The sequence below is a fragment of the Micromonospora profundi genome (assembly GCF_011927785.1).
GTDB lineage: Bacteria > Actinomycetota > Actinomycetes > Mycobacteriales > Micromonosporaceae > Micromonospora > Micromonospora profundi.
Map to the genome: position 1 here is coordinate 3,468,347 of NZ_JAATJK010000001.1, position 25,286 is coordinate 3,493,632.

Here is a 25,286-nt window from a genome sequence, read left to right on the forward strand (position 1 = left end):
TAGTGCACGAAGCGGGCACGGGGTGTTCCGGCTACCGCTCCGACTGGGCGGCGATCACCTCGCGGGCCAGCTGACGGTAGTTGCGCGCCCCGGACGAGGCTGGGTCCATCGTGGTGATGGGGGCACCGGCCACGGTGGACTCGGGGAACTTGACCGTCTTGGTGATGACCGTCTGGTAGACCTTGTCGCCGAACGCCTCAACGACCCGCTGCAACACCTGACGGCAGTGGGTGGTGCGGCTGTCGTACATGGTGGCGAGGATGCCTTCGAGTTCCAGGTCGAAGTTGAGCCGCTCACGCACCTTGTCGATGGTGTCGAGCAGCAGCGCCACACCGCGCAGGCTGAAGAACTCGCATTCGAGCGGGATGAGCACGCCGTGCGCGACGGTCAGCGCGTTGATCGCCAGCAGGCCGAGTGACGGCTGGCAGTCGATCAGGATGTAGTCGTACTCCTTGCGCACCGTGCGGAGCACCCGGGCGAGTGCCATCTCGCGCGCGACCTCGTTGACGAGCTGGATCTCGGCGGCGGAGAGGTCGATGTTTGCCGGCAGCAGGTGCAGACCCGCCACGTCGGTCTTGATGACGACGTCCTCGGCGATGATGTCGTCCTGCATGAGCAGGTTGTAGATCGACAGGTCGAGGTTGTGCGGGTTGACTCCCAACCCCACCGAGAGCGCGCCCTGCGGGTCGAAGTCGACGAGCAGGACCTTGCGGCCGTACTCGGCGAGCGCCGCGCCCAGGTTGATGGTGGTGGTGGTCTTGCCGACGCCGCCCTTCTGGTTGGCCATCGCGATGATGCGCGCCGGGCCGTGCCGATCGGTAGGCATCGGCTCGGGGATGGGCTTGCGCATCGTGTAGGCAGCCGGGTCCGCAGGACCCAGGTCCGCGCCGAGCGTGGCCTGCTGCTCGCGGAGCTCCGACGTCCAGGTCTCGGCACGGTCACCGTTGCCAGCCATGTCCTCGTTGCCCCCTCCCGACGACCCACCCGGCGTCGGAGCCGTCCGACGTCCTTCGCGGCGCCGCTGCGCACCCCGGTCGTATCGCTCCAGGAGGTCCGCGCCGATGCCGACTGTACGCCACCGACCAGCAGGGCGTTCGGCACCGGCCCGGCGTGTCGGGCCACCGCTGCCAGGGTTTCAGCCGAGGGCGCGCGGGTGGGCGGTGGCGTACACCTCGCGCAGTCGCTCGACGGTGACGAGCGTATAGACCTGGGTGGTGGTCACCGAGGCGTGCCCGAGCAGTTCCTGGACCACCCGCACGTCGGCGCCGCCGTCGAGCAGATGGGTGGCATACGAGTGGCGCAGGGTGTGCGGGGACACCGCCGCCGGCCCGTCGACAGGCAGGCCGGCGCGTCCGGCGGCGCGACGCAGGATCGCCCAGGCGCCCTGCCGCGACAGCGCTCCCCCACGTGCGTTGAGGAAGACCGCGGGGGTGCCCCGGCCTGCGGCGGCCAGGCCGGGGCGGGCGCGGACCAGGTAGGCGCGGACCGCTTCGACGGCGTACCCACCGATCGGCACCAGCCGCATCCGGCCTCCCTTGCCGCGCAGCAGCACAGTGCCCTCGTCGCTGTCGAGGTCGTCGATCGCGGCGCCGATCGCCTCGGAGATCCGCGCGCCGGTGCCGTACAGGAACTCCAGCAGCGCCCGGTCGCGCAGCGCGAGGGGCGCGTCGTCGCCGGTCGCGGTGACCGGGCCGGCGGTCTCCAGCAGCCGGACCACGTCGTCGACGGGCAGCGCGCGGGGCAGCCGGCGGGGCGGGGTGGGTGGGCGGACGTCGCGGCTGGGGTCGGCACCGGCCAGCCCTTCGCGCAGCGCGAAGCGGTGCAGGCCGCGAACGGCGCTGGCTGCGCGGGCGGCGGACGACACCGCCAGCGGCGGGTGCGCGTCGTCGCCGGCGCGCAGGCGGGCCAGATGCGCCTCGACCATCCCGGGGCCGACCGACGCGAGGTCGGCGACGCCGGCGGCGGCAAGCGTCGTGAGATAACGGTCCAGATCCCTGCGGTACGAGGCGAGGGTGTTCGCGGACAGGCCACGTTCCACTGTGAGGTGGTCGAGGTAGCCGCGCACGGCACGGCGCAGGGCCGGCGCGGGCTCGTCGCCCGCGCCGGCCCTGGCCGCGATGCCGGTCAGTACGCCACCGTTCTAGGCCAGCGCGTCGGCCAGCGGGAGCACGTCCATGCCGTGCGCCTCGGCGACCGGCCCGTAGGTGACCTTGCCGTCGTGGGTGTTGAGGCCCAGCGCCAGCGCCGGGTCGTTGCGCAGCGCCTCGCGCCAGCCGTTGTTCGCCAACTCCAGGGCGTACGGGAGGGTGACGTTCGTCAACGCGTACGTGCTGGTGTTCGGGACCGCGCCGGGCATGTTCGCGACACAGTAGAAGATCGACTCGTGCACCTTGTAGACCGGGTCGGCGTGCGTGGTCGGACGTGAGTCCTCGAAGCAGCCGCCCTGGTCGATGGCGATGTCGACGAGCACGCTGCCCGGCTTCATCCGGGAGACCAGCTCGTTGGAGATCAGGGTCGGGGCCTTCGCGCCGGGCACCAGCACCGCACCGATGACGAGGTCGGCGTCGAGCACGGCCCGCTCCACCTCGTACGCGTTGGAGGCGACGGTCTGCAGGTGCCCCCGGTAGATGGCGTCGGCCTGACGCAGCCGGGCCACGTTCTTGTCCAGCAGCAGCACCTCGGACTGCAGACCCAGCGCGATGGCGGCGGCGTTCATGCCGGAGACACCGGCGCCGATCACCACCGTCTTGGCCGCGTACACGCCGGAGACGCCACCGGGCAGCACACCCCGCCCGCCGCCGGTACGCATCATGTAGAAGGCGCCCACCTGCGGGGCGAGCCGGCCGGCGACCTCGGACATCGGCGCCAGCAGCGGCAGCGACCGGTCGGGCAGCTCGACGGTCTCGTACGCGATGCCGGTGACCCTGCGGTCGATGAGCGCGTCGGTGCACTCCTTGGAGGCGGCCAGGTGCAGGTAGGTGAAGAGCACCTGACCTTCGCGCATCCGGTGGTACTCCTCGGCGATCGGCTCCTTGACCTTGAGCACCAACTCGGCGGCGTCCCACACCTCGTCGGCGGTCGCCAGGATCTTCGCGCCCGCCGCCGCGAACTCGTCGTCGGTGATGCTGGAGCCGACTCCGGCGCCGGATTCGACGAAGACCTGGTGGCCGCTGCGGGTGAACTCGTTGACGCCCGCGGGCGTGATCGCCACGCGGTACTCGTGGTTCTTGACCTCGCGTGGGATTCCGACCTTCACGATGCAGACACCTCTCTTCGGGGCTGCGTCCCCCGACTGCTCGGTGCCGCAACGGCCCCATTGCCGCCACGGTCCACCGGTCCCGTCGGCGGCAGTCTAGGCGCGCCCGGCCCCACCGAAAGCCAGCAGTGTGGCATCCGGTGGTCGGGTGTCCTGACGGTGTGTCAGGGCACCCACCAGAGGCCGGCGGTGCCACCCCACCTCAGCCGTCAGGACAGTGTTCGTCATTATCGTCCCATCTGTCGGGCGCGCATGCGGACAGCGGCCGAGTGGATCACTAATGTGTCCGCCCATGACAACTCCTCCATACCAGCCCGGCTACGGTCCGGGCCTGTCCGACAAGAGCAAGGTCGTCGCGGGCATCCTCGGCATCCTGCTCGGCACCTTCGGTGCCGGTCGGTTCTACACCGGGCACACCAAGATCGCTGTGCTCCAGCTCGTGGTCAGCATCGTGACCTGCGGCGTCGGCGCGCTCTGGGGCGTCATCGACGGCATCATGATCCTGGTGAACGGCGGCACCGACGCACAGGGCCGCCCGCTGCGCGACTGACCCACCGCACCGACGTGAGAGGGGCCCCGCGGTAGACCGCGGGGCCCCTCTTCCGCGTACCCCCGGAAGGGTTTGCGGGGTCAGCGTGGCAGTGGCGTGTCCGCCCGGCGCAGCGCCGAGAAGCCGGTGTCCCGGGCGCGGGCCGCGGCCAGCAGACCGGCCACCGCGGACGCGTTGGTGATCTCGCCGGCCAGGACCATGCCGACCGCCTCGTCCAGGTCCATCCGGACGATCTGGAGGTCGGCCTCCTCGTCGCGGCGCTCGTGGCGCTCGTTCGCCGGCACGTCGGCCAACTCCCGGGCGAGGTAGACCCGGACCAGCTCGTTGGTGAACCCCGGAGAGCTGTGCAGGTCGACAAGCACGTCGATCCGCGCGGCCGTGAGGTCGGCCTCCTCGGCCAGCTCCCGCAACGCGGCGGCCGGCAGTTCCTCACCGGAGACGTCCATCAGCCCGGCCGGCAGCTCCCACAGGTGCCGCCCGACCGGGTGCCGGTACTGCCGGATCAGCACCACCTGGCCGGCGTCGTCGAGCGCCACCACCGCCACCGCGCCGACGTGCCGCACGATGTCCCGCAGCGCGGTCCCGCCGCCGGGCATCGTCACCTCCTCGGTGACCACGTCGAAGATGCGACCCCGGTAGTGCTCGTCGCGGGAGCGCACCTCGTAGCGGTGTTCGACGGCGCTCACGACGCCGACGCGGCCTTGGTCGCGGCGCCGTTGCGGGCGGCCTTGCGCGTCGTGGGGGCCTCCCCCGCCGGGTCCAGGTCGACAGGCAGCTGGTCGGCCTGCGAGTACGCCACAGCGGCCTTCACGAACGAGGCGAACAGCGGGTGCGGTCGGGTGGGGCGGCTCTTCAGCTCCGGGTGCGCCTGGGTGGCCACGAAGAACGGGTGCAGGCTCCGGTCCAGCTCGATGAACTCGACGAGCCGGCCGTCCGGCGACGTCCCGGAGATGCGCAGACCCGCCTTTGTCAGCGCGTCCCGGTAGGCGTTGTTGACCTCGTAGCGGTGCCGGTGCCGCTCGCTGACGTCCGTGCTGCCGTACGCCTCGGCGACGAGCGAGCCCTCGGTAAGCGTGGCCGGGTACGCCCCGAGCCGCATGGTGCCGCCCAGGTCGCCCTTGCCCGCGACGATGTCCTCCTGGTCGGCCATCGTGGCGATCACCGGGTGCGCGGCCTGCTCGTCGAACTCCAACGAGTTGGCCCCGTCCAGGCCGGCCAGGTGCCGGGCCACCTCGATGGTCATGCACTGCAGGCCGAGGCAGAGGCCGAGCAGCGGGATGCCGTTCTCGCGGGCGTACCGGGCGGTGCCGATCTTGCCCTCGATGCCGCGTACGCCGAACCCGCCCGGGATGAGGACGCCGTCCACTCCGGCCAGGGCCGCCGCGGCGCCGGCCGGGGTGACGCACTCGTCGCTGGGCACCCAGCGCAGCTGCACCCGGGCCCGGTGACCGAAGCCGGCCGCCCGGATCGCCTCGCTCACCGACAGGTACGCGTCGGGCAGGTCGACGTACTTGCCGACCACCGCGACGGTCACCGTGTGCCGGGGCCGGTGCACGCGCTCCAGCAGGTCGTCCCAGCTGGTCCAGTCCACGTCCCGGAACGAGAGGCCGAGCCGGCGCACCACGTACGCGTCGAGGCCCTCGCGGTGCAGCACCTTCGGGATGTCGTAGATGCTCGGCGCGTCCGGAGCGGCGACGACCGCTTCGGCGTCCACGTCGCAGTAGAGCGACAGCTTCTCCTTGAGCTTGACCGGGATCTCCCGGTCGCAGCGCAGCACGATGGCGTCCGGCTGGATGCCGATGTTGCGCAGCTGCGCCACGGAGTGCTGGGTCGGCTTGGTCTTCAGCTCACCCGAGGGCGCCAGGTAGGGCACCAGCGAGACGTGCAGGTAGAAGCAGTTGTCCCGGCCCAGGTCGTGGCGGACCTGGCGGATCGCCTCCAGGAACGGCAGCGACTCGATGTCGCCGACGGTGCCGCCGACCTCGGTGATCACCACGTCCGGCACGACGCCGTCGTCGTCCGGGTCGGCCATCGCGAGGATCCGCGACTTGATCTCGTTGGTGATGTGCGGGATGACCTGGACGGTGTCACCCAGGTATTCGCCGCGCCGCTCCTTGGCGATCACGTCGGAGTAGATCTGGCCGGTGGTGACGTTCGCCTTGCCGGACAGGGCCCGGTCCAGGAATCGCTCGTAGTGCCCGACGTCGAGGTCGGTCTCGGCGCCGTCCTCGGTGATGAAGACCTCGCCGTGCTGGAACGGGTTCATCGTTCCCGGGTCGACGTTGAGGTAGGGGTCGAGCTTCTGCATCACCACGCGCAGACCGCGCGCGGTCAGCAGATTGCCGAGGCTGGAGGCGGTGAGGCCCTTGCCCAGCGAGGAGGCGACGCCCCCGGTGACGAAAATGTGCCTGGTCGTCCGTGCTGATGGGGCCAAGGCCTGCTCCCGTGTCGTCTGTCGCGGTCATGCAGACCGCCGTGCTCGATCACCAAAGTGATCACGCGATCCACGGGATTCCACGGTAACACCTCTGCCGCGGGTAGTCGCAGGCCGCACCCCGAGCCCGACGCCACCGGGTCACCACGACGACGCCAAGCGGTCAGGGCGCGGCAACTCCCGTCGATCCTCTGTCGGTTCGCGCCTGCGGCGTAGTGTCGCTCGGCACCCGCTGTGTGGGGGCCGCCGGCGGCGCCAGCGAGCCCTCTGCCGGGCGGTCACCAAGCGGCGCGTCCTCTGCCGGGCGGTCGCCGGGCGGCGCGTCCTCTGCCAGGTGGTCGCCGGGCGGCCGTGCGTCGCCGCCGGCCCCGTCCGGGCCGGGATGCGCCGGACCGTCATCCGGCGCGGGTTGCGGCGGTCCCTCCTCCGGCGCGGGATGCGCCGGCCCGTCGTCCGGGACGGCGCTGGGCGGCGGTGTGACGGACCGTGGTGGGCCGGCGGGCGGGGCGCTTATCGGCCGGGGGTGAACGGCCCCGAGCGGTCCTCCACCGCCGGTCGGGCCGTCGCTCCCGCCGGCCGGGCCGGCGCCGCCGGAGCCGCGATCGTCGTCGGCGCCGTCATCACGGGTACGGCCCGTGCCGGGGCGGGTCCGGTCCGCGGCGTGCCCGAGGACCCGCAGCGACGCCAGCGCGGCCATCGGCACCACAAGGGCGGCGGCCGCACCGGCCACGTCCAGCGCCGCGCCGTCGAGCAGGCCACCGAGCACCGCCGCGACAGCGGTGCCGGCAAGCGCGGCCCGTACCGCCGGGTAGATGCCGAACAGCCGCATCAGCCCACCCCAGGGCTGCATCAGGGCGAACCACACCACGAGCGCGCCGACCAGGGCCAGCACTGTCAACGGGCTGTTCACGAGCGTCTCGAAGTTCGCGGTGCTGGAGCGGTGCACGGTGAACCCGCCGGTGCCGTCGCCCACGGCGGACAGGAACCGGCCCAGGCTGCCGCGCTCGGCCGCCGGACGGCGCAGATCCACCACGGCGAAGCCGATCCCGACGGCCAGGGCGGCCATGGCGGCCCACGCCAGGCGGCTGATGGTCAGCCAGCCACCGGTGCTGATCACCGCGGCAACGCTCAGGCCGGCCGTCAACGCGATGGCCCCGACCGGATCGGCGCCCAGGTACGGGCTGCCGACCACCACGACGGCGAGGCCACCCACGGCGACCATCACCGCCGGCCGCCAGCCCCGGTGCACCCGCTGGGCGAGCCAACCGCCGGTCAGCAGGGCACCGGCGAGGAACACTCCCAGCCCGACGGTGCTCAGTCCGGAGTACCGGCCGCCCTGCAACGCCGAGTAGCCCACCACGCCGTTGAGTTGCAGGCGGGCTCCGGTGAGCACGTCCAGCCCGACGACAAGGGTGGTGAGGCCGGCCACCGCGCCGAACGGGCCGAGAGTGTTCGCGTACCCGGGGGCGAACCGGACCGCCGCCGTGCCGCCGGCCACCAGCAGCGCCGTGACCCCCGCGAAGATCCACCCGGGGTGCTCGCCACGCCACCAGGGGACGGCGTCGGCGAGCAGCGCGGCCGGCACTGTCAGCGCCGCCGCGACAAGCAGCACCTCCACCACCGCCACGACCCGCGGTGACGCCGGGGTCGGGCCTGCCGGTCCGGCGTGCGGGCGGGCCCTGCGCAGCAACGGCAGCACCGCCAGGGCCAGCAGCACCTGCACCCCGGCGAGCAGCGTGAAGAACCTGCCGGACACGGTCCGCTGGGCGGCTGCCTCCCGATCGGCGTCGGCCGGAGCGTTGATCGCGGCGGTGAGGTCGCCGGTGCGTTCGCCAGTGCTGACGGCGGGCCGGCCGAGGAACATCCGCTCCGGCATCGGCCGGCCCAGAGCGGCGAGGGCCGTCGGCGCGAGGTCGACGAGTTGCAGGTAGCCGTCGCGGCCGGTGCTGGCCGAGGTGAGCCAGCCGCGTTCCCAGCCCGGCCCGTCGGCGACCGCCACGTGCAGCCGCGACGGCTGCTCGGTGTCGGAGATCCCGGCGACAAGCACCAGCGACTGCGGTGGCCGGGCGGCCAGCACCCGGGCCAACTGGGCGTCCGCCGCCCGTGCCTGCTCGGCACGCTCCGCCGCCTCGGCGCCGTCCACGGTGCCGAGGTCGACGATACTCAGCACGCACGAGCCGAGCAGCGCGCTCGGATCGGCGGGCAGTCCCGCGGCGTACCTGTCGACCCGGCCGAACGGTCGGGCGGCGGCGACGGCCGCGCCCGGACCCACAGCGACCGAGCAGCGCACCGACTCCGACAGCGAGCCGGGCACGGCGCCCCAGGGCAGCCGCTGCTGGTTGTACTGGACCACGCTCTCCTGGTCGGGCAGGTTCGCGCCGATCCCGTCCGGTTGCTCCACTGTCACCCCGACGGGCGGGCAGCCACCGGCGGGCCGGCTGCCGTTCCACCCGGCGAAGCTGCCCGCTCCCAGCGTCAGCCAGCCGTCCACCGGGCAGGTGGGCCGGTGCGCCGAGCGCACCGACAGCGAGCCGATCGAGCCGTCCTGGGCCATCCGCCACAGCGTCGGGGTGCTCTCCGGGCTGACGTCCTCCCAGCGCAGCCCGGCGACGCCGACGACCACAACGAAGTCCGCCGTGCGCTGCGGAGCGCCCTGCGGCGGTCGGGCCGCCAGCGCGGTGACGCCCAGCGCCACCACGAGCACCGTCAACAGCGCGGGCGCGAGTCGGCGCAGCATCACCGGTGTCCCGTCATCGGCGCGTCGGAGCCCGGAGCCGCCCGACCCGTGGGTTCCGCGGCCAGTTCGGCGTACAGGGCCGCCAGCACGGCAACAGTGTCGGCCTCGGTGGGCCACGTCGCGGCCCGCTCGGTGCCGCGCCGGGCCAGCTCGGCCCGCGCCTGCGGGTCGTCAAGCAGCGCGCGTACCGCCGCGTCGACAGCGTCGACGTCACCGGCGGGGACCAGCGCGGCGGCGTCGCCGACCAGTTCCGGCAGGCCACCCACATCGGTGGCCACAAGGGGTACGCCGGCCCGCATCGCCTCCTGGGCGAAGAGCTGGCGGGCCTCCCAGTCGCTTGTCACCACCGCCAGGTCGGCTCCGGCGAGCAGGTCTGCCACGTCGGTGCGGTGCCCCAGCAGGGTCACCGGTGCGCGGGCCGCGGAGGTCCGGGCGGCCAGCGGCAGGTACGCCGGGCCGCTACCGGCGATCACCACGACCGGCGGCGGGGTACGCGTTCGCCAGCGGGCCGCCGCGTCGATGAGCACGTCGTAGCGCTTCTGCGGGTGCAGCCGGCCGACGGAGACGATCAGCGGCTGGTCCGGGCGTACGCCGAACTCGGCGCGCACGGCGGCGCGGCGGCGGCCCGGGGCGGGCAGTGTGGGGGCGGCGACCGGGGCGAGGCGGGCGTCGGTGGCGCCCAGCGCGACGGCCCGCTGAACCAGGTCCGTGGAGGCACCGAGGGCCACCCGGGCGCCCCGGGCCACCACCCGCTCGACGAGGCGGGACACCCCGCCGCGCAGGCCACCGGCGAGCACCGCGTTGTGCCAGGTGACGACGAGCGGCGCGCTCGGGCGGGCCAGTACGGCGACGAGTCCGGCGCGCAGGCCGTGCGCGTGCACCACGTCCACCCGGGCGGCGGTGAGCGCGCGCCGCAGGGCGAGCACCGCGCGGGCGTCGGCCGGAGTGGGGCTGGCCGGGATCTCCACCGGCGCGAAGCCGGCGCCCACGCCGGTGAAGTCGAACTGCTCCTGGGTCGCCGCCGGCCCGCAGACCACTACTGTGGCGCCGCCCGCGACGAGCCCGCGTGCCAGCGAGCGGACGTGCTGGCCGACCCCGCCGGTGCTGGAGGCCAGCAGCAGCGCGACCGTTCCCGACCAGCCGGCGGGCAGGCTGGGCTCCGTCATCGCGACCCCCGTCGGTCCCCGTTTCCAACGCTCACCGAACCGCCGTCTCCTTCCCGTCGCCCCGCTCCGGGGGGATCGTGTCCGGCGTCGACGTGCCGGCCCGGTCCCGTGCTCCCCGTCGGCGGAGCCGACGCGCCACCCCGTGCAGCAGCGGCCGTACGTCCCGGCGGTCGACGAACCAGACCACGACAAGGAACACGACACCGACCAGGACTCCGGACAGCATGCCCTGACCGACTGCCGCGGCCATCGTCGGGGTGCCGTCGCCGGCCGACTGCAGCAGCCGGCTCAGGCCCAGCCCGGCGAGGGCGGCGAGCACCCCGGCCAGCACGCCGGCAGCTCCGGCGCGGGCCGCGCCCGCGAGCGCCGGACGGCCCGCGCTGCGCACTACCGCCGCGACCAGCAGTGCCCCGAGCAGCAGCATGCCGACCGAGTTGGCGGCCGTCACCGCGAGCACCCGGTCCTCCAGCGGCAGCAGCGCGCCGAGCAGCAGGACGGCGGCGGGGACGGCCAGCCAGCCGATCGCTGTGGCGATGGTCGCCGCGCGGGTCTCGCGCCGGGCGTAGAGCGCCCGGGTGAGCACCGCGAACAGGCCGTAGCCGAGCAGGCCGGGCGCGAAGCCGATGATCGCTGCGGCGGCGGTCGGCGCGGTGGCGGCCGGGAAGAAGAAGTGCCCGACCGGCCCGGCGGTGCCGATCAGCGCGGCCGCGCCGAGGCAGCCGAAGAGCAGCACGCCACGGACCGCCGGGGCCAGGGTCGCCCGGTAGGCGTCCTCGTCGCCGGTGGCCTGGGAGGCGACCAGGGTCGGGTACGCCGCCACCGCGAGGGGCACGGCCAGCACCGCCCACGGCAGCAGGTAGACGGTCTGGGCCAGGTTGTAGACGCCCGGGTTGGTGGCCGCGCCGTAGGTGACCTGGTTCAGGCTGACGATCAGGGCGACCTGCTGGGAGGCGACGGCGACCGCGCCGGCCACCGCCAACCCGCCGATCCTGCTCCGCGCGTCGGTGGGGAACCCGAAGCCGGGGCGCAGCCCCAGTCGGAGCCGGCGGACCGGGATCAGCAGGGACAGCGACAGCACCACCACGCCGAGGGTGGTGCCCGCCGACAGCAGCAACTCGCCGTCGGCGCTGACGCCGCCGACGGTGGCCAGCCGGCCCTGGGTGGCGGTGAAGGCCAGGTAGACGACGATCACGGTGAGGCTGGACAGCAGCGGGGCGAGGACCGGCCAGGCGAAGCGGCGGTGCGCCTGGAGCACACCGGTGAGCACGATGCCGATGCCGTACAGCGGCAGCTGTGGTGCGAAGACCCGCAGCATCCGGGCGCCGCTCTGCTGCTGGGCCGCGGTGAGGCCGTCGCCGAGCGTCCCGATCAGCGGCCCGGCGAACAGCACCACGAGCAGCGCGAGCGGCACCAGCAGGGCAAGCGTCCAGCTCAGCAACGCGCCGGTGGTCCGTGCCACAGCCGTCCGGTCGCCGGCCTCGACCGCCCCCGCGAGCAGCGGCACGACCAGGCTGGCCAGTGCCCCACCGGCGACGATCTCGAAGATGAAGTTCGGCACCGCGTTTGCCACCACGTAGGCGCCGCCGAGGTCGGTGGGGGCCAGGCTCCAGGTGAACACGGCGGTACGGCCGAAGCCGGCGAGCCGGCTGAGCACGGTGAGGACGGCGATGAGCGCGGCTGCTCCGGCCAGCCGGCCGGCGCCGGCGAGGGGTGCCGGTCTGGTCACGTCAGTCGGCGCGCCGGCCCAGTGCGTCGAGCTCCCGCAGCCCCGGCGTCCGCTGGATCACCGACGTGAAGCTGACCTTCTCGCTGGCGGCGGTGAGACCGGCGAGCACGGCCAGCAGTCCGGCACGGCCGAGCGGGCCGGTACGCGCGGCGAGCGCGACACCGAGCAGCGCCCCGAGCGCGTTGGCACCGCTGTCGCCGAGCATCACGTCCTCGGCGAGGTCGTCGCGGAGCAGGCCGGCGGCGGCACCTGCCGCGCCCGAGGCGATGCCGCCGTGCGGGCCACCGGTCAGTGGCGCGGCGAGCAGCAGCCCGGACTTGAGAGCGCGTCCTGGCCGCAGGTCGAGCAGGTTGAGCAGGTTGGCCGTGCCGGCGATCACCCCGGCGCCGAGCAGCACGTCGACGCTCCTGCCGAACACGCCGTGGCGCTGCCGGCGCGGATGCGCGGCGACCCGGGGGTCGGCGGCGAGCAACGCGGCGGCACCGAGGCCGGCGGCGCCCACCCCGACGACCTTGACCATGCCGGCGGTGACCCGCCCCTCGCGCAGCGCGGCGAGGTGGCCGGCGAAGCCCTTTGCCGCCTTCTGCTCCGGCCGTGAGCCCACCACGTCGTCGTAGAGCCCGACGCCACCCGCGCCGAGACCGGCGACCAGGGCGGCACCGCCGGAGGCGGCGCTTGTGGCACCGAACGCGCACACTGCGGACGCACCGACGGCCAGCGCGGGCCCGGCGGCCAGGGTCACCGTCCGGCCACGGAAGTTGGTGCGCTCCAGCGCGGGCCCGACCGGTGCGGTGCGCACCTCCCGCAGCGCGTACCGGGCGGCGGCGGCACCGGCACCGGCGATCAGCAGCCGGCCCAACGCCTTCACGCCACCACCCCGCTGCGCTCGGCAGCGGCGTCGGCCACCGCAGTACTCCGCCTCAGGTTCACGCGCTGCGCTCGGTCACGCACCACCTCGACGGTTACGGGCATGCGGGTACGTCGTTCGCTCACTGGGGCAGTCTAGGCAACAGGCCGGAGGTGGCGTTGTCGCCGACGCCGTACTGGCCGGCCTTCTTCTCGGTGAGCTGCTCCGCCAGGGCGAGGCTGCTCACGAACTGGCCCTGCACCGTGTTGGCGTTGTCGACCGTGGAGATGGTCTGCGACAGCACCGGGTCGCCGCGCACCACTGCCACGACGTTGCCACCGGCGGAGCCGTTTCCGCTGACCACTATCGATCCGGTCCGGTCGAACTGCTCGGCGATCTTGACCACCGACTCGTCCCGCCGGTCGGAGTCCTTGTCGACGTACGGCTGGCCGCTGACCACGACGACGCCCTCCGCCGGACCGGTGACCTTGTTGTTGTCGGTGGTCAGGTAGCCGGCGTTGTTGTACGCGGCGAGCACCGCCCGCCGGTCGGCGTCGCTGACCGGCGTGGTGCCCTGCGGCCGGTCCAGCAGGACGCTGGCCAGCAGCGCGCTGGAGGTCTCCACGCCGTGCCCGTTGCCGGGCAGCCCGGTGGTCTGCGCGGTCGGACGGGCGGCGGTGACTGCCAACTCCAGCAGGTTGGAGTTGTTGTCCGGGTTGATGAACTTGTCCTGGAGGTCGACGCGGCCGGTGATGGTGGCGCCGGCCTGCTGGAGCTTCTTGAGCACGGCCTCGGTGTGGTCGCGGCCGTTGGGCAGGCTGAGCACCACGACCCGGCGACCGGTGAGGGTGCCCGGCAGGACGACCTGGGACACCTGCTCGGCGAACTCCTCTTCCAGCGCGAGCTGCTTCTCCATGCTGTTGACCTGCTGACGCCACTGCTGGTTGTCCTTGCGCAGCCCGGTGACCTGCGCCTCAAGTGAGTCGGCGACCGGGCCGTTGAGGGCGGCTGTGCCGACCACCAGGCCGATCGCCAGAGCCAGGAACACCGCGGTGAGGGACACCACGTGGTAGCGGAAGTTGATCACGCTTGCAGCCTCTTGATCGGTCGGGAACTAGAAGAGCCGGTACAGCTGGAACACGAAATTGTCCCACCACTCGGCGACCACGCCCAGGTACGCCTTACCGACTGTAGAGACGGCCACCGCCGAGGCCATCGCCGCGATCGCCGAGAGCACCAGCAGCAACAGCGAGGAGCCGGAGATGCTCTGCCGGTAGAGCCGGCTCACACCCTTGGCGTCGACAAGCTTGCCGCCGACCTTCAACCGGGTCAGGAACGTCGAGGCCATTCCGCCGCGACCCTTGTCGAGGAATTCGACGAGGGTGGCGTGGGTGCCGACGGCGACAAGCAGCGAGGCGCCCTTCTCGTCGGCCAGCAGCATGGCCAGGTCCTCGCTGGTCGCCGCGGCCGGGAAGGTGATCGCCGGCACACCGAGGCCGTTGACCCGGGGCAGGCCGGGCGCCCGCCCGTCCGGGTAGGCGTGCACGATCACCTCGGCGCCGCAGCGCAGCACGTCGTCGGTGACCGAATCCATGTCCCCGATGATCATGTCGGGCGTGTACCCGGCCTCGACGAGCGCGTCGGCCCCGCCGTCCACGCCGATCAACACCGGCTTGAACTCCCTGATGTACGGGCGCAGCACGTCCAGGTCGGCCTTGTAGTCGTAGCCGCGCACCACGATCAGGCAGTGCCGACCCTGCATCTGGGTCTCGATGTCCGGTACGCCCACGCCGTCGAGCAGCAGGTCGCGTTCCTGGCGCAGGTAGTCCATCGTGTTGGCGGCGAACGCCTCCAACTGCACCGACAGGCCCTCCCGGGCGTCGGACATCGCCTTGGCGACCGACTCGGCGTCCTGCAGGGTGCCGTGCGCGACCGGCTCGTCACCGGCGTACACCGTGTTGCCCTCGATGCGGACCTGGTCGCCCTCGCGGATCTGCTCGAAGACGCCCTCCCCCAGGTCGTCCAGGAGTGGGATGCCGGCGGCGACCAACACCTCCGGCCCGAGGTTGGGATAGCGGCCGGAGACCGACGGCTTGGCGTTGAGCACCGCGCCGACACCGACAGCTACCAACGAATCGGCCGCGACCCGGTCCAGGTCGACGTGGTCGATGATCGCGATGTCACCCGGACGCAGCCGGCCGACCAGGCGCTTTGTCCGGCGGTCGAGGCGCGCGGTGCCGAGGACTCGGCCCGGCTCCGTGTTTCGGTTCCGGCGCAACGTGGGTAGACGCATCGTGACCATCCTGGCATGTGAGGCAGGCTTTTCTGTCGCGACATGCCTGAGCAGGGCCGCCTACCCAGGGAAGCACACACCGGCGCAAGCCGGTGTGCTTGCGCTCACAATACGCGGCGTCACAACCGCCTTTCCTTCGCCGCCACTGCGAGAAGCTCTTCCGCGTGGGCGATACCCAGATCCGAGTCGGGCAAACCGGCGAGCATCCGGGCCAGCTCCCGGGCGCGTTCGGTGTCCTCCACGACCCGGACGCCGCTTGTCGTCACCGCGCCGCCGGTGTCCTTCGCCACCACCAGATGCCGATCGGCGAATGCCGCCACCTGCGGCAGGTGGGTGACGACAAGCACCTGGTGGGTGCGGGCCAGCCGGGCCAGCCTGCGGCCGATCTCCACCGCGGCCTGACCACCCACCCCGGCGTCGACCTCGTCGAAGACCAACGTGGGCGGGCCACCCGAACCGGCGAACACCACCTCGATGGCGAGCATCACCCGGGACAGCTCACCGCCCGACGCGCCCCGCTGCAACGGCAACGACGGCGCGCCCGGGTGGGCCAGCAACCGCAGCTCCACCTCGTCGCCGCCGTCCGGGGCGACACCCACCTCGACACCGTTGACGGTGAGCGTCGGCTCGGCGCGGCCCGCCGGCCGGGGCAGCACCGCCACCTCGATCCGGGCATGCGGCATGGCAAGCCCCGCCAGCTCGACGGTGACCTGATCGGCGAAGCGGACCGCCGCCTCCTGCCGGGACACCGACACCCGCGACGCCAGGTCGGCGACCTCGACGGCCAACCGCTGCCCCTCCGCGTCCAACTCGTCGAGCAGGTCGTCGGACGTGTCCAGATCGGACAGCCGGGTACGCGCCCGCTCGGCCCAGGCGATCACCCCGTCGACGTCGTCGGCGTACTTGCGGGTCAACGCCCGCAACGCGGCCCGCCGCTCGTAGAGGTGCTGCAACCGGGCCGGGTCCGCGTCGAGCGTCGCCAGGTACGTCGACAGCTCCGCCGAGACGTCGGTGACGAGCGTGGCCGCCTCCTCCAGCCGGGCCGCCAGCTCACCGAGCGCCGGATCGGTGCCGGCCTGCGCCTCAAGGGTGCGCCGGGCGGTGCCCAGCAGCGCCGCCGCGTCCGGTGTCTCGTCGGCCGCGTCCACGCCACCGGCCACGCACATCTGGGCCACCTGCGCGGCCGTCCGCAGGCCCTCGGCGTGCTCCAGCCGCTGCGCCTCGGTCTTCAGCTCGTCGTCCTCACCGGGCTGCGGATCGACCCTGGTGATCTCGTCGAGGCCGAGCCGCAACAGGTCGGCCTCCTGGTTGCGCTCGCGGGCGTTGCGCCGCCGGTCGGCAAGGTCGTCGACCACACGCCGCCACCCGGTGTACGCCTCGCGCAGCGCGTCGAGCAGCTTCTCGTGCGCCGGGCCGGCGAACCGGTCCAGTGCGGCCCGCTGCTCGGCCGGGCGCAGCAGCCGCAGCTGGTCGGACTGGCCGTGCACGGCCACCGCCTGCTCGCCGACCTCGCCCAGCATCGACACCGGCATGCTCCGGCCACCGACGTGGGCGCGCGAGCGGCCCTCCACCGTCACCGTGCGGCTCAACAGCAGCGACCCGTCCTCGTCGGGCTCGCCACCGGCGTCGGTGATCCGCGCGTGCACGGCGTCGGCGGCCCGGCCCCGCAGGCGCAGCCGCCCCTCCACCACGGCCCGACCCGGCTGGGCACGGACCCGCCCGGCGTCGGCCCGGCCGCCGAAGAGCAGGCCGAGGCCGGTCACCACCATGGTCTTGCCCGCACCGGTCTCGCCGGTGATGACGTTCATCCCGCCGGTCAACGGCAGCGTGGTGTCCTCGATGACGCCGAGTCCGGTGATCCGCAGCTCTTCCAGCACAGCACCCGACAGTAGACGCGTGGGCCGACAGTGACCAGCCGCCGAGCCAGCCGCAACCCCGCCGACGGGCCGTGGCACGGCCCGTACGCAGGCGACGTACAGTCTTGCCCCGTGTTGGACGTGATTGGCCTGACCTCGGCCGAGGAGGAGCTGTACCGCTGCCTGCTCCAGCTCACCACGGCCCGCGTCGACGAGCTGGCCGGTCGGCTGCGACGGCCCCGGGCGGAAGTGATCGAGCAGGTCGAGGCGCTGCGGGCCAAGGGTCTCGTGCAGCCCACCGACAGCGATCCGGACGCCCCGTTGCGCCCCACCGCCCCGGACGTCGCCCTCGGCGCGACGCTGCTGCGCCGGCAGGAGGACCTGGAGGCCGCCCGGCTGCGGGTCACCCAACTGGCCGAGGAGTACCGCGCGGGGCTGCGCCGCCACCACGTCGACCACCTGGTCGAGGTGATCAGCGGCACCCGTGTGCTGCGGGACCGGCTGCGTGATCTGCAGAACTCGGCGCGTACCGAGGTGCTCTGGTTCTGCCGGGCGAACCCTCTGGCGATGGCCGGCCCGGAGAACGTCGAGGAGTTCGACGCGCTGGCCCGTGGGGTCGGCTACCGGGCCATCTACGAGCGGGATCTGCTGTTGGAGCCGGGTGCGCTTGCCGACCTGGCAAAGGGGGTCGCCGCTGGCGAGCAGGCCCGGGTCCTGGACCGTCTGCCGGTCCGGCTGGCCATCGTGGACGGCCGTACCGCGATCTGCCCGCTGGTGCCCGACCGTGACGGCGGCGAGCCGAGCGCCGCGGTGATCGGCCGCAGTCAACTGCTCGACGCGTTGCTCGCCCTCTTCGAGAGCCACTGGCGGGTGGCCACCCGGCTGCGGCTGGAAGACCCGCTCGGCGTTGCGGCCGCCGACGGCCGGCGGGCCGACGCCGACACCAGGCACACCGACAACAGGCACGCCGACGACCGGCACGCGGACAGCTACCAGCCGGACGCCGACGAGGCACGGCTGCTGTCGCTGTTCGTGGCCGGCGTACCGGACAAGTCCATCGCCTCCCAGCTCGGGGTGAGCCGGCGGACGGTGCAGCGCAGGATCGCCGACCTGATGGCCGTCGCGGGCGTGGACACGCGACCCGGGTTGGCGTTCCAGGTCGCCCGGCGCGGCTGGCTCTGAACACGCACGGGGGCGGGACGGCACCTGGCCGCCCCGCCCCGTCCCGGATCAGCGCAGCCCGTACGCCTGGAGCACCGTCTGGTCGACGGTGTTCCCGGCCCGGTCGGCGGCGTGCACCCGCAGCGACACCGTTCCGCGCCCGGCCGGCACCGTTGCCGTGTACCGGGTGCCCGACCCCTTGGTCGGTACGGTGCGCCAACTGGTGCCACCGTCGAAGGACACCTGCACCGTCACGCTGGTGCCGCTCGGCGCGGCAACACCGGCCGGCTGGCGCAGCGTCAGCCCCAGTTGGTGCGGCTTGTTGCCGCGTACCGTGCCGAGCAGGTCGGCCGGCACCCCGTAGTCCACCTGCAACAGCGACAGCGGCTTGGCCGCGTCACCGGCCGGCCGGGCGGAGCTGAACTGCCAGGCCGTCTCGGTCCGGGTCGCGTAACGCCACGCGGCCGAGGACCGCTGGGTGGTCATCTCCAGGCGGTAGCGGGCCGACCCGGCGGTGGTGGGCACCGACGCCCAGCCGTCGGAGAGGTCGGCGATCTGCCGCCCGTTCCGGCTGACCCGGACCTGGACCGTGTCCGACTCCTCGCTGTCGCCGCCCACGCCGAAGTGGCCGCCGGCGTCGACGAACTCGGGCACCCGCAGGTCGAGGTTGTCGCCGGTGCGGGTGGGCACCTGCACCCCGCTGGCCGGTACGGCCGGGCGGACCACCGGCGTATGCCAGGTCTCGACCTTCCGGTCGTCGGCGGCGTACCGCCGGGGCTCCTGGGTCAGACCGCCGGTCAGCTGCCCCCACTGCATGAACATCGACTTGTGCAGCACCCGGTGCTGCCACCAGGTGTCCCCCGCGCTGACGAACTCCTGGCGGGTGGTGCCGTTGCGGACCAGGCGCTGGTCGTCGTTCCACGAGTACTCCTGCCAGGGACGCCAGCCGAACCGCTGCTCGGTGGCCCAGCCCGCGCCCATGTCGCCGTAGCTCGCTGTCACCTCGGCGGTGTTCTTCGCCGTCACCGTGTGCAGGATCCGCTCCGGCACCCGGTCCTTTGACACCTGCCACACGTCGTAGAGGTAGGGGCTGTCCACTGTCAACGTCAGGTCCAGCGTCGTCCGGCCCTTGCGGGCCGCCGCGATCAGCCGCTGCCCGTCGTCGTACGCCACCACCATCGACGGGATCGCGAGGCGGTCCCCGCCGGGTCGCCACACCGTCCACGCGCTGAAGTCCGCAGGCCGGACGATCAGCACCGCTGCGGCGCCGGCCCCCGCGGCAGCGGCGACCTGCTCCTCCTCGGAGCGGTCCGGGTCGCTCGTCAGCAGCGCGGCGGCTCCCCGCACCCGGGTCAGCTCAGCCGGGCTGCCGGTGCCGGCCCAGACCAGCGGCAGCTTGCGCCGTCCCGTCGGCGCCGGCGAGGCGCCCATGAGGTTGATGTCCAACGGACCGGACACCCCGCTGATCTTCGCGTCCACCATGGGCGCGACGAGCTGCCAGCGCGAGGCGAACTCGAACTCGCCCTGACGTACCCGCCGGGTCGGGTTGACGTTCACCTGCTGCACCGCGCTGAAAGCCATCACACCGTGGTCGATCTGCCGGCCGTTGCCCAGCACCCGGTGCACGTAGTAGCTGAGCGTCGCCCGCTGCTCGCTGGGCTTCGGCGTCTCGATGCGTACCGGCGTGCCCTTGCGCGCGTCGAGCACCACCGTCAGGTCCCGGTCGACTGTCAACTCCGGCTCGATGACCTCCGTCAGCTGCTCGTCCAGTGGGGCGCCGTGCTCGACCATCGCGGTCAGCAGGTACGTGCCCTCCTCGACCCGCAGGGTGCCCTCGCCCGGCCACCAACCCCAGTAGTCCGACTCAGGCTGCTCACCGAAGAGCGTCAACCCCGGCGACAGCGTCAACTGACCGTCCCGGTCCAGCACCTTCACTGTGACCTCGTGCAACGGGCCGCTGACGGTGAGCCCGACCGGGGTACGCACGGCGACACCGTTCGCGCCGGTCGCCACCAGCCAGCCACCGTGCGGCCCACGGGCCAGCTTCGCCGGGTCGGCGCGCAGCGGCACCGCCACACTGGCACCCGCCGGCACCGTCACCTCACCGGCGACTGAGACACCGTCGGTCTCGGCCACGCCGGTGTCGACGTTGCGCAGGTCCAACGCTAGCCGCAGGGTCTGCGCGGCCTTCGTGCCGTTCGTGTACGTCACGGTCCGCTCGACCGCCGCACCGCCGGTGCTGACCCGGCCGAAGTCGGCCGTGGCCGAGGCGTACACCTGCTGCTGGAGCGCCCGGGGCACGTCGACGCGACCGCCGCCCTGCTCGAAGACGGTGAGCGCCGGGTTTGCCTTCGTGGTGCTGACCAGCGCGTCCTTGAGCTTCGCGGCGGGCCAGTCGGGGTGTTCCTGGGCGAGGATCGCCGCCGCGCCGGACACGTGCGGCGTGGCCATCGATGTGCCGGACGCTGTCGTGTACGCGTCGCCCACCGGCGTACCCATCGTGGTGCCGGCGGCCCGCGCGGCGACGATGCCGACGCCCGGCGCGGTGATCTCGGGCTTGAGGCCGTTGTCGCCGAGGCGTGGGCCACGGCTGGAGAACGTCGCCAGGTTGTCGTTGCGGTCGACCGCGCCGACGGTGAGCGCCGCGGTGGCCGCGCCGGGCGAGCCGACGGTACGCGCCTCGCCCGCGTTGCCGGCGGCGACCACGAAGAGCGCACCCGTCTCGGCGGTCAGGTCGTCGACCGCGAGGCTCATCGGGTCGGTGCCGTCGGTGGGGTCGCCGCCGAGGCTCATGCTGACGACCTTCGCGCCGGAGCGGGCTGCCCACTCCATGCCCTCGATGATGGCCGAGGAACTGCCGGAGCCGCCGTCGTCGAGCACCTTGCCGACAAGCAGTCGCGCGCCGGGCGCCACGCCCTTGCGCAGCCCGTCGGACGCCGCTCCGCTGCCGGCGATGGTGGCCGCCACGTGGGTGCCGTGACCGTGGCCGTCGCGGGCGCTGCCGCTGCCGGAGAAGTCCCGCGCCTCGACGATCCGATCGGCCAGGTCGGGGTGGGTGTTGTCGACGCCGGTGTCGAGCACCGCGACCTTCACGCCGGCGCCGTCCCGACCGGCCGCCCAGGCCACCGGTGCGCCGATCTGCGGCACGCTGTGCTCCAGCGCGGGACGGACCCGCCCGTCCAGCCAGACGCGGGCGACACCACCGCCCAGTCGCGGTACGGCGGCGGTAGTGGTCCGGGCCGCCGGGGTGCCGACGAGGGAGGTCCACAGGCCGCCGAGGTCACCCTTGCCCACCCGCAGCGCCGCGCCGTTGATGCTCTCCAACGGTCGGGCGTCGGTGGCACCGGCGAGCGGCCGGACCCGGCCGGCGGCCGGCTCCTGATAGCGCACGATCAGCGGCAGGGAGCGCTGCGCGGCGTCGCCGTACCCGTCGGCGGCCAACTCCTGCACGTCGAAGAGGTTCGCGTCGAGGACCCCGCTGGAGACGTAGGGCAGGACGTCGCTGGGCAGGACCCGCAGCCCGCCGTCGACCTCCAGGGTCTGGAAGGTGATCCGGTCGCGCCCGGGGCCGGGGCGGACGGTGGCGGCGACCCGACCCGGGGCCGCGGGCGCCAGCTCCACCTGGTCACCGGTGATGAGGGTGATGAGGACGGGCTCGGCGCCCGGGCCGGTCGCGCCCAGGCTCGGGCCGGTGGGCGGGGCGGGCGGCTCGGCGGAAGCCGGTGCGGCGAGGCCGACCACCAGCGCGCCGACCACGCCGACGGTGAGCCAGCGAGGGGACCAGTGCATACGATGCGCTCCTTCACTCCGGTAGGCCCGCCATCCGTAGATGAGGACCGATCGGAGTCTGCGGCGCGCCGCAGGACCAGGTCACTAGCCTTAGACCGCCGCAGCGGCGACATGGCGCCAGGTGGACACCCGCCGTACACCGAGGGTGTGCCCCACGGTCACTGGCGGCTGCCACGCCACCCGTGCACGGGCAGCCCGAACTTGGCGACCAGCCGGTCGGTGAACGGTCGCGGCTGCAACCGCACGATGCGCACCGGCAGGGCGCCCCGCCGCACCGTCACCCGCGCGCCGGGCGGCAGGTCGTAGACCCGCCTGCCGTCGCAGCAGAGCACGGCGAGAGTGGTGAACGGGTCGACGGTGATCACGAAGGTGGACGTGGGTGCGGTGACAAGCGGGCGGCTGAACAACGCGTGCGCGCTGATCGGCACCAGCAGCAGCGCCTCCACCTCCGGCCAGACCACCGGCCCGCCGCCGGAGAACGCGTACGCCGTGGAGCCGGTAGGGGTCGCGCAGACCACACCGTCGCAGCCGTAGCGCGACAGCGGCCGCCCGTCCACGTCGACGAGCAGTTCGAGCATCTGCGCGCGCTCGCCCTTTTCGACACTTATCTCGTTGAGCGCCCAGGACTCGATTGTCGGGCCACCGTCGAACTCTGCTGTCACGTCAAGGGTGAGCCGCTCGTTCACCGTGTAGTTGCGCTCGACGACGTCCCGGACCGCGGTGTCCAGGTCGTTGATCTCCGCCTCGGCCAGGAAGCCGACCTTGCCGAGGTTGATGCCCAGCAGCGGCACCTTCGCCGGACGGGCCAGTTCTGCGGCGCGCAGGAAGGTGCCGTCCCCGCCGAGCGCGAAGACGATCTCGGCACCCTCGGCGGCCTCCGGCCCGACGACCGGAAGGACACCGGGCAGATCGAGGTCGTCGGCTTCCTCGGCGACCACCCGTACCTCGAAACCGGCGGCGATCAGGTCAGCCGCCACCGACCGGGCGTGCTCGGTGCTGCGGCGACGGCCGGTGTGGGTCACCAGCAGCGCGGTCCGGCTCATCGGCCCGACCACCTGTCCACGACCGGGCTGCCTGCCGCCAACGTCGTCCCGCCACGGCGCCGCGTCCCGCGCACCGTGGCGGGACGCTCGCTCCACTCGTTCACCCTGGGACCTCCTCCGCCGCCAAGCCCGGCTCGTCGCCGGCCGCCGGGCCATCCGGCCCGGCCGCCACCACGGCCCGCACCCGCTGCGGGTCGGCCGATGGCGCGCCTCGGCGCAACCATACGAAGAACTCCACATTGCCGCTCGGCCCGGGCAGCGGGCTGGCCGCCACGTCCGCCAGGCCGAGACCGAGCCGCGCCGCCGCCGCGGCCACGTCGAGCACCGCCTCGGCGCGCAACGCCGGGTCGCGGACCACACCGCCGGCGCCGACCCGGTCCTTGCCGACCTCGAACTGCGGCTTCACCATCAACGCCAGGTCGCCGTCGTCGCGGGTGCAGCCGGCCAACGCCGGCAAGACCAACCGCAGCGAGATGAACGACAGGTCGGCCACCGTGAGATCGACGGGCCCGCCGATCGCGGCCGGTTCGAGGGTACGAACATTTGTGCGTTCGAACACCCGGACCCGCTCGTCGGTCCGCAGCGACCAGGCGAGCTGCCCGTAGCCGACGTCCACCGCCACCACCTCGGCGGCGTCAGCGCGCAGCAGCACGTCGGTGAACCCACCTGTCGACGCGCCGGCGTCCAGGCAGCGCCGGCCGGCGACGCGCAGCCCACCGGGGCCGAACGCCGCCAACGCGCCGGCGAGCTTGTGGCCGCCCCGGGAGACGTACTCCTCGGCCGGGTCCGCTCCGGTGACCAGCAGCGGATCGGCGGGGTCGACCATCGCGGCGGCCTTGCGCGCCCGCACCCCGCGCAGCTGGACACGGCCGGCCTCTACCAACGCGGCGGCCTGCTCGCGTGAGCGGGCCAGACCGCGGCGGACGAGTTCGGCGTCCAGCCGGTTGCGACGTGCCATTGGTGGTTCTCCGGTCCGTGGGGCTTGGTGGTCCGCTCAGGTCTGGTCGATGGTGGCGAGGGTTTCCCGGAGCGTCTCGTAGGCCGCCTCGTACTGCGCGATCTGGTCGGCCGGGGCGAGCGTCGCCGCGTTGGCCATGGCACGCACGGCGGCGTCGACCGCCGGGTGCCGCGCCGCGTCGCCCTCGACCTCACCCATGTCCGGCGGCGGGGCGGGACGGTTGTTCACCGGCGGCCCGAGGCGGGCCACGGACGGCGGTCCCGGCCGCGCGGCGGCGGGCGGGCCGGGCCACGCCGCCGGGGACGGGCCGGGCCGGGCGGCGGGCTGCCCCGGGCGGATGCCGGACGGCGGGCCGGGGCGCGCGCCGTCACTCACGAGTCAGCCTCCGGGCGCCGCTTGCGGGCTGTCGCCTTCTTGGCGGGCATGACCGCCGGAGTCGGAGTGTCGTCGGTGGTGCTGATGGTCGCCGGTGGCTTCTTCATGACGGCCTTCTTGGCGACCGCCTTCTTCGCCACGGCTTTCTTCGCGACCGCCTTCTTGGCCACCGGCGCGGAGACCGGCGCGCCGGCTGGGCCATCCGACGGCACCAGACCCTCGTCGGGCGACGCGACGCGTGTCGGGTCGGGCTGCGGCGTGAGGCGGGCGGGCGACTCGGTGGCCGGTCCCGCAGGCGACTCGGTGGCCGGTCCCGCGGCGGGCGTCGTGGTCTGCTCGGTGGCTCGCGCCTCGCGCAGTTGCCGTTCCAGGTCACGCACCCGGCGGGTCAGCTCGGCAACCTCGTCGGCGGTGGCCAGACCGACAGCGCCGAGGGCCCTGTCGACCTCGAAGCGGACCAGCTTGGTCAGCGCCTCCCGGTTGGCCGCGCCGGTGGTGACAAGTTCCTCGCCGAGTGCCTGCAGTTGGGCGGCGGTCGCGCCGCCGGAGCCGACGAGGCGGCGCACCGCGTCCTGGGCTTTCTTCCGGGGCGCCTCCGCCAGGCCCATGGCCAGTTCAAGGTAGGCGCGCCACGCGTCCTGCATGCCTGAGTCCTTCCATCGGGCGGGGTGTGCAGGTGTCACGCTACCGGGCGCCCCGGACGCTCCCGTGCGGTACGGTGCCGAGGACGGCATGGCGATCGACGAGGGGGAGATGTGGCCAGCGTTGACGAGTGCCGGCAGGCATTGCAGGACCTGGCCGCGCGCCTCGATCGCAACGCCGAGACGGTGCGCGACAAGGTCGACCTGGAGCGGACGCTGGCCTGCCGCATCACCGACCTGGACACGGCGTTCCACGGGCGCATCAGCGGCGGCCGGCTTGTCGAGCTGGCCGACGGCGACGACCCCAAAGCCAAGATCGCGCTGAGCACGTCCAGCGACGACCTGCTCGCCCTGGTCCGCGGCGACCTGGACGTCACCAAGGCGGTGACCTCCCGCCGGGTGTCGATCAAGGCCAACCCGTTCGATCTCATGAAGCTGCGCAAGCTGCTCTGAC

Annotated in this window: 21 protein-coding genes; 3 read left to right on the top strand and 18 right to left on the bottom strand. The window is 73.4% G+C overall.

From position 1 onward, the window contains the following. Positions 1 to 31: 31 nt before the first annotated feature. The 3 genes from F4558_RS15155 to ald all read right to left on the bottom strand — a co-directional run bounded on the left by F4558_RS15155 (position 32) and on the right by ald (position 3,256). Positions 32 to 955, bottom strand: a complete 924-nt coding sequence (locus tag F4558_RS15155) for a ParA family protein (RefSeq protein WP_030487987.1) — start codon at positions 953 to 955, stop codon at positions 32 to 34. 180 nt (positions 956 to 1,135) lie between these two features. Then, positions 1,136 to 2,119, bottom strand: a complete 984-nt coding sequence (locus F4558_RS15160; protein WP_053657211.1) for a site-specific tyrosine recombinase XerD — start codon at positions 2,117 to 2,119, stop codon at positions 1,136 to 1,138. Between the two features lie 21 nt (positions 2,120 to 2,140). Beyond that, the gene (gene ald / locus F4558_RS15165) at positions 2,141 to 3,256 is read right to left on the bottom strand and encodes an alanine dehydrogenase (protein WP_053657213.1); all 1,116 of its coding nucleotides are present in this window, start codon (positions 3,254 to 3,256) and stop codon (positions 2,141 to 2,143) included. 217 nt (positions 3,257 to 3,473) lie between these two features. Here ald and F4558_RS15170 point away from each other — a divergent pair, with 217 nt between their 5' ends. Beyond that, complete coding sequence (locus F4558_RS15170; protein ID WP_053657214.1) at positions 3,474 to 3,806, top strand: TM2 domain-containing protein; 333 nt, start codon at positions 3,474 to 3,476, stop codon at positions 3,804 to 3,806. 80 nt (positions 3,807 to 3,886) lie between these two features. Here F4558_RS15170 and F4558_RS15175 read toward each other — a convergent pair whose 3' ends face one another. From F4558_RS15175 to recN, 10 genes are all read right to left on the bottom strand, one after another. Next, complete coding sequence (locus F4558_RS15175; protein WP_053657215.1) at positions 3,887 to 4,492, bottom strand: NUDIX domain-containing protein; 606 nt, start codon at positions 4,490 to 4,492, stop codon at positions 3,887 to 3,889. Continuing rightward, positions 4,489 to 6,240 carry a CTP synthase gene (pyrG, locus tag F4558_RS15180; RefSeq protein ID WP_053657217.1) on the bottom strand — a complete coding sequence of 584 codons (1,752 nt, stop codon included), beginning with the start codon at positions 6,238 to 6,240 and terminating at the stop codon, positions 4,489 to 4,491. Before pyrG ends, F4558_RS15175 begins: the two co-directional genes overlap by 4 nt. Before the next feature lie 163 nt (positions 6,241 to 6,403). Further along, entirely contained in the window at positions 6,404 to 8,977 is a 2,574-nt protein-coding gene (locus F4558_RS15185; RefSeq protein ID WP_245241333.1) for a hypothetical protein, read from the bottom strand. Beyond that, complete coding sequence (locus F4558_RS15190; RefSeq protein WP_053657218.1) at positions 8,977 to 10,143, bottom strand: glycosyltransferase family 4 protein; 1,167 nt, start codon at positions 10,141 to 10,143, stop codon at positions 8,977 to 8,979. The genes F4558_RS15185 and F4558_RS15190 overlap by 1 nt, the downstream gene beginning before the upstream one ends. A gap of 31 nt (positions 10,144 to 10,174) precedes the next feature. Continuing rightward, positions 10,175 to 11,869: a murein biosynthesis integral membrane protein MurJ gene (gene murJ, locus F4558_RS15195; protein WP_167944831.1), complete on the bottom strand. Its 1,695-nt coding sequence runs from the start codon at positions 11,867 to 11,869 to the stop codon at positions 10,175 to 10,177. 1 nt (position 11,870) lies between these two features. Continuing rightward, positions 11,871 to 12,737 (bottom strand): hypothetical protein, encoded by an 867-nt coding sequence (locus tag F4558_RS15200; RefSeq protein ID WP_167944833.1) that lies wholly within the window; start codon positions 12,735 to 12,737, stop codon positions 11,871 to 11,873. Next, on the bottom strand, positions 12,734 to 12,862 hold the full coding sequence (locus F4558_RS31955) for a hypothetical protein (protein WP_280844910.1): 129 nt from the start codon (positions 12,860 to 12,862) through the stop codon (positions 12,734 to 12,736). The genes F4558_RS15200 and F4558_RS31955 overlap by 4 nt, the downstream gene beginning before the upstream one ends. After that, complete coding sequence (locus tag F4558_RS15205; RefSeq protein WP_053657223.1) at positions 12,859 to 13,803, bottom strand: copper transporter; 945 nt, start codon at positions 13,801 to 13,803, stop codon at positions 12,859 to 12,861. The genes F4558_RS31955 and F4558_RS15205 overlap by 4 nt, the downstream gene beginning before the upstream one ends. A gap of 27 nt (positions 13,804 to 13,830) precedes the next feature. Further along, a complete protein-coding gene (gene steA, locus F4558_RS15210; RefSeq protein ID WP_053657239.1) occupies positions 13,831 to 15,009 on the bottom strand; it encodes a putative cytokinetic ring protein SteA in 1,179 nt (392 codons plus the stop codon). A 119-nt stretch (positions 15,010 to 15,128) separates the two neighbouring features. After that, a complete protein-coding gene (recN, locus tag F4558_RS15215) occupies positions 15,129 to 16,886 on the bottom strand; it encodes a DNA repair protein RecN (RefSeq protein ID WP_053657224.1) in 1,758 nt (585 codons plus the stop codon). A 111-nt stretch (positions 16,887 to 16,997) separates the two neighbouring features. Between recN and F4558_RS15220 the strand changes: the two genes are divergently transcribed. Beyond that, positions 16,998 to 18,047 (top strand): helix-turn-helix domain-containing protein, encoded by a 1,050-nt coding sequence (locus F4558_RS15220; protein ID WP_053657226.1) that lies wholly within the window; start codon positions 16,998 to 17,000, stop codon positions 18,045 to 18,047. A gap of 48 nt (positions 18,048 to 18,095) precedes the next feature. Here F4558_RS15220 and F4558_RS15225 read toward each other — a convergent pair whose 3' ends face one another. The 5 genes from F4558_RS15225 to F4558_RS15245 all read right to left on the bottom strand — a co-directional run bounded on the left by F4558_RS15225 (position 18,096) and on the right by F4558_RS15245 (position 24,835). After that, complete coding sequence (locus F4558_RS15225; RefSeq protein WP_167944835.1) at positions 18,096 to 21,815, bottom strand: S8 family serine peptidase; 3,720 nt, start codon at positions 21,813 to 21,815, stop codon at positions 18,096 to 18,098. 158 nt (positions 21,816 to 21,973) lie between these two features. After that, positions 21,974 to 22,858 (bottom strand): NAD kinase, encoded by an 885-nt coding sequence (locus F4558_RS15230; RefSeq protein ID WP_053657240.1) that lies wholly within the window; start codon positions 22,856 to 22,858, stop codon positions 21,974 to 21,976. A gap of 100 nt (positions 22,859 to 22,958) precedes the next feature. After that, a complete protein-coding gene (locus F4558_RS15235; protein ID WP_053657229.1) occupies positions 22,959 to 23,816 on the bottom strand; it encodes a TlyA family RNA methyltransferase in 858 nt (285 codons plus the stop codon). Positions 23,817 to 23,852: 36 nt separating this feature from the next. Further along, on the bottom strand, positions 23,853 to 24,044 hold the full coding sequence (locus F4558_RS32365) for a hypothetical protein (protein ID WP_334551269.1): 192 nt from the start codon (positions 24,042 to 24,044) through the stop codon (positions 23,853 to 23,855). A gap of 143 nt (positions 24,045 to 24,187) precedes the next feature. Next, a complete protein-coding gene (locus tag F4558_RS15245) occupies positions 24,188 to 24,835 on the bottom strand; it encodes a phasin family protein (protein ID WP_167944837.1) in 648 nt (215 codons plus the stop codon). A 111-nt stretch (positions 24,836 to 24,946) separates the two neighbouring features. On the opposite strand from F4558_RS15245, the gene F4558_RS15250 reads away from it, so the two are divergent. Beyond that, complete coding sequence (locus F4558_RS15250) at positions 24,947 to 25,285, top strand: SCP2 sterol-binding domain-containing protein (protein WP_053657232.1); 339 nt, start codon at positions 24,947 to 24,949, stop codon at positions 25,283 to 25,285. Position 25,286: the final 1 nt, after the last annotated feature.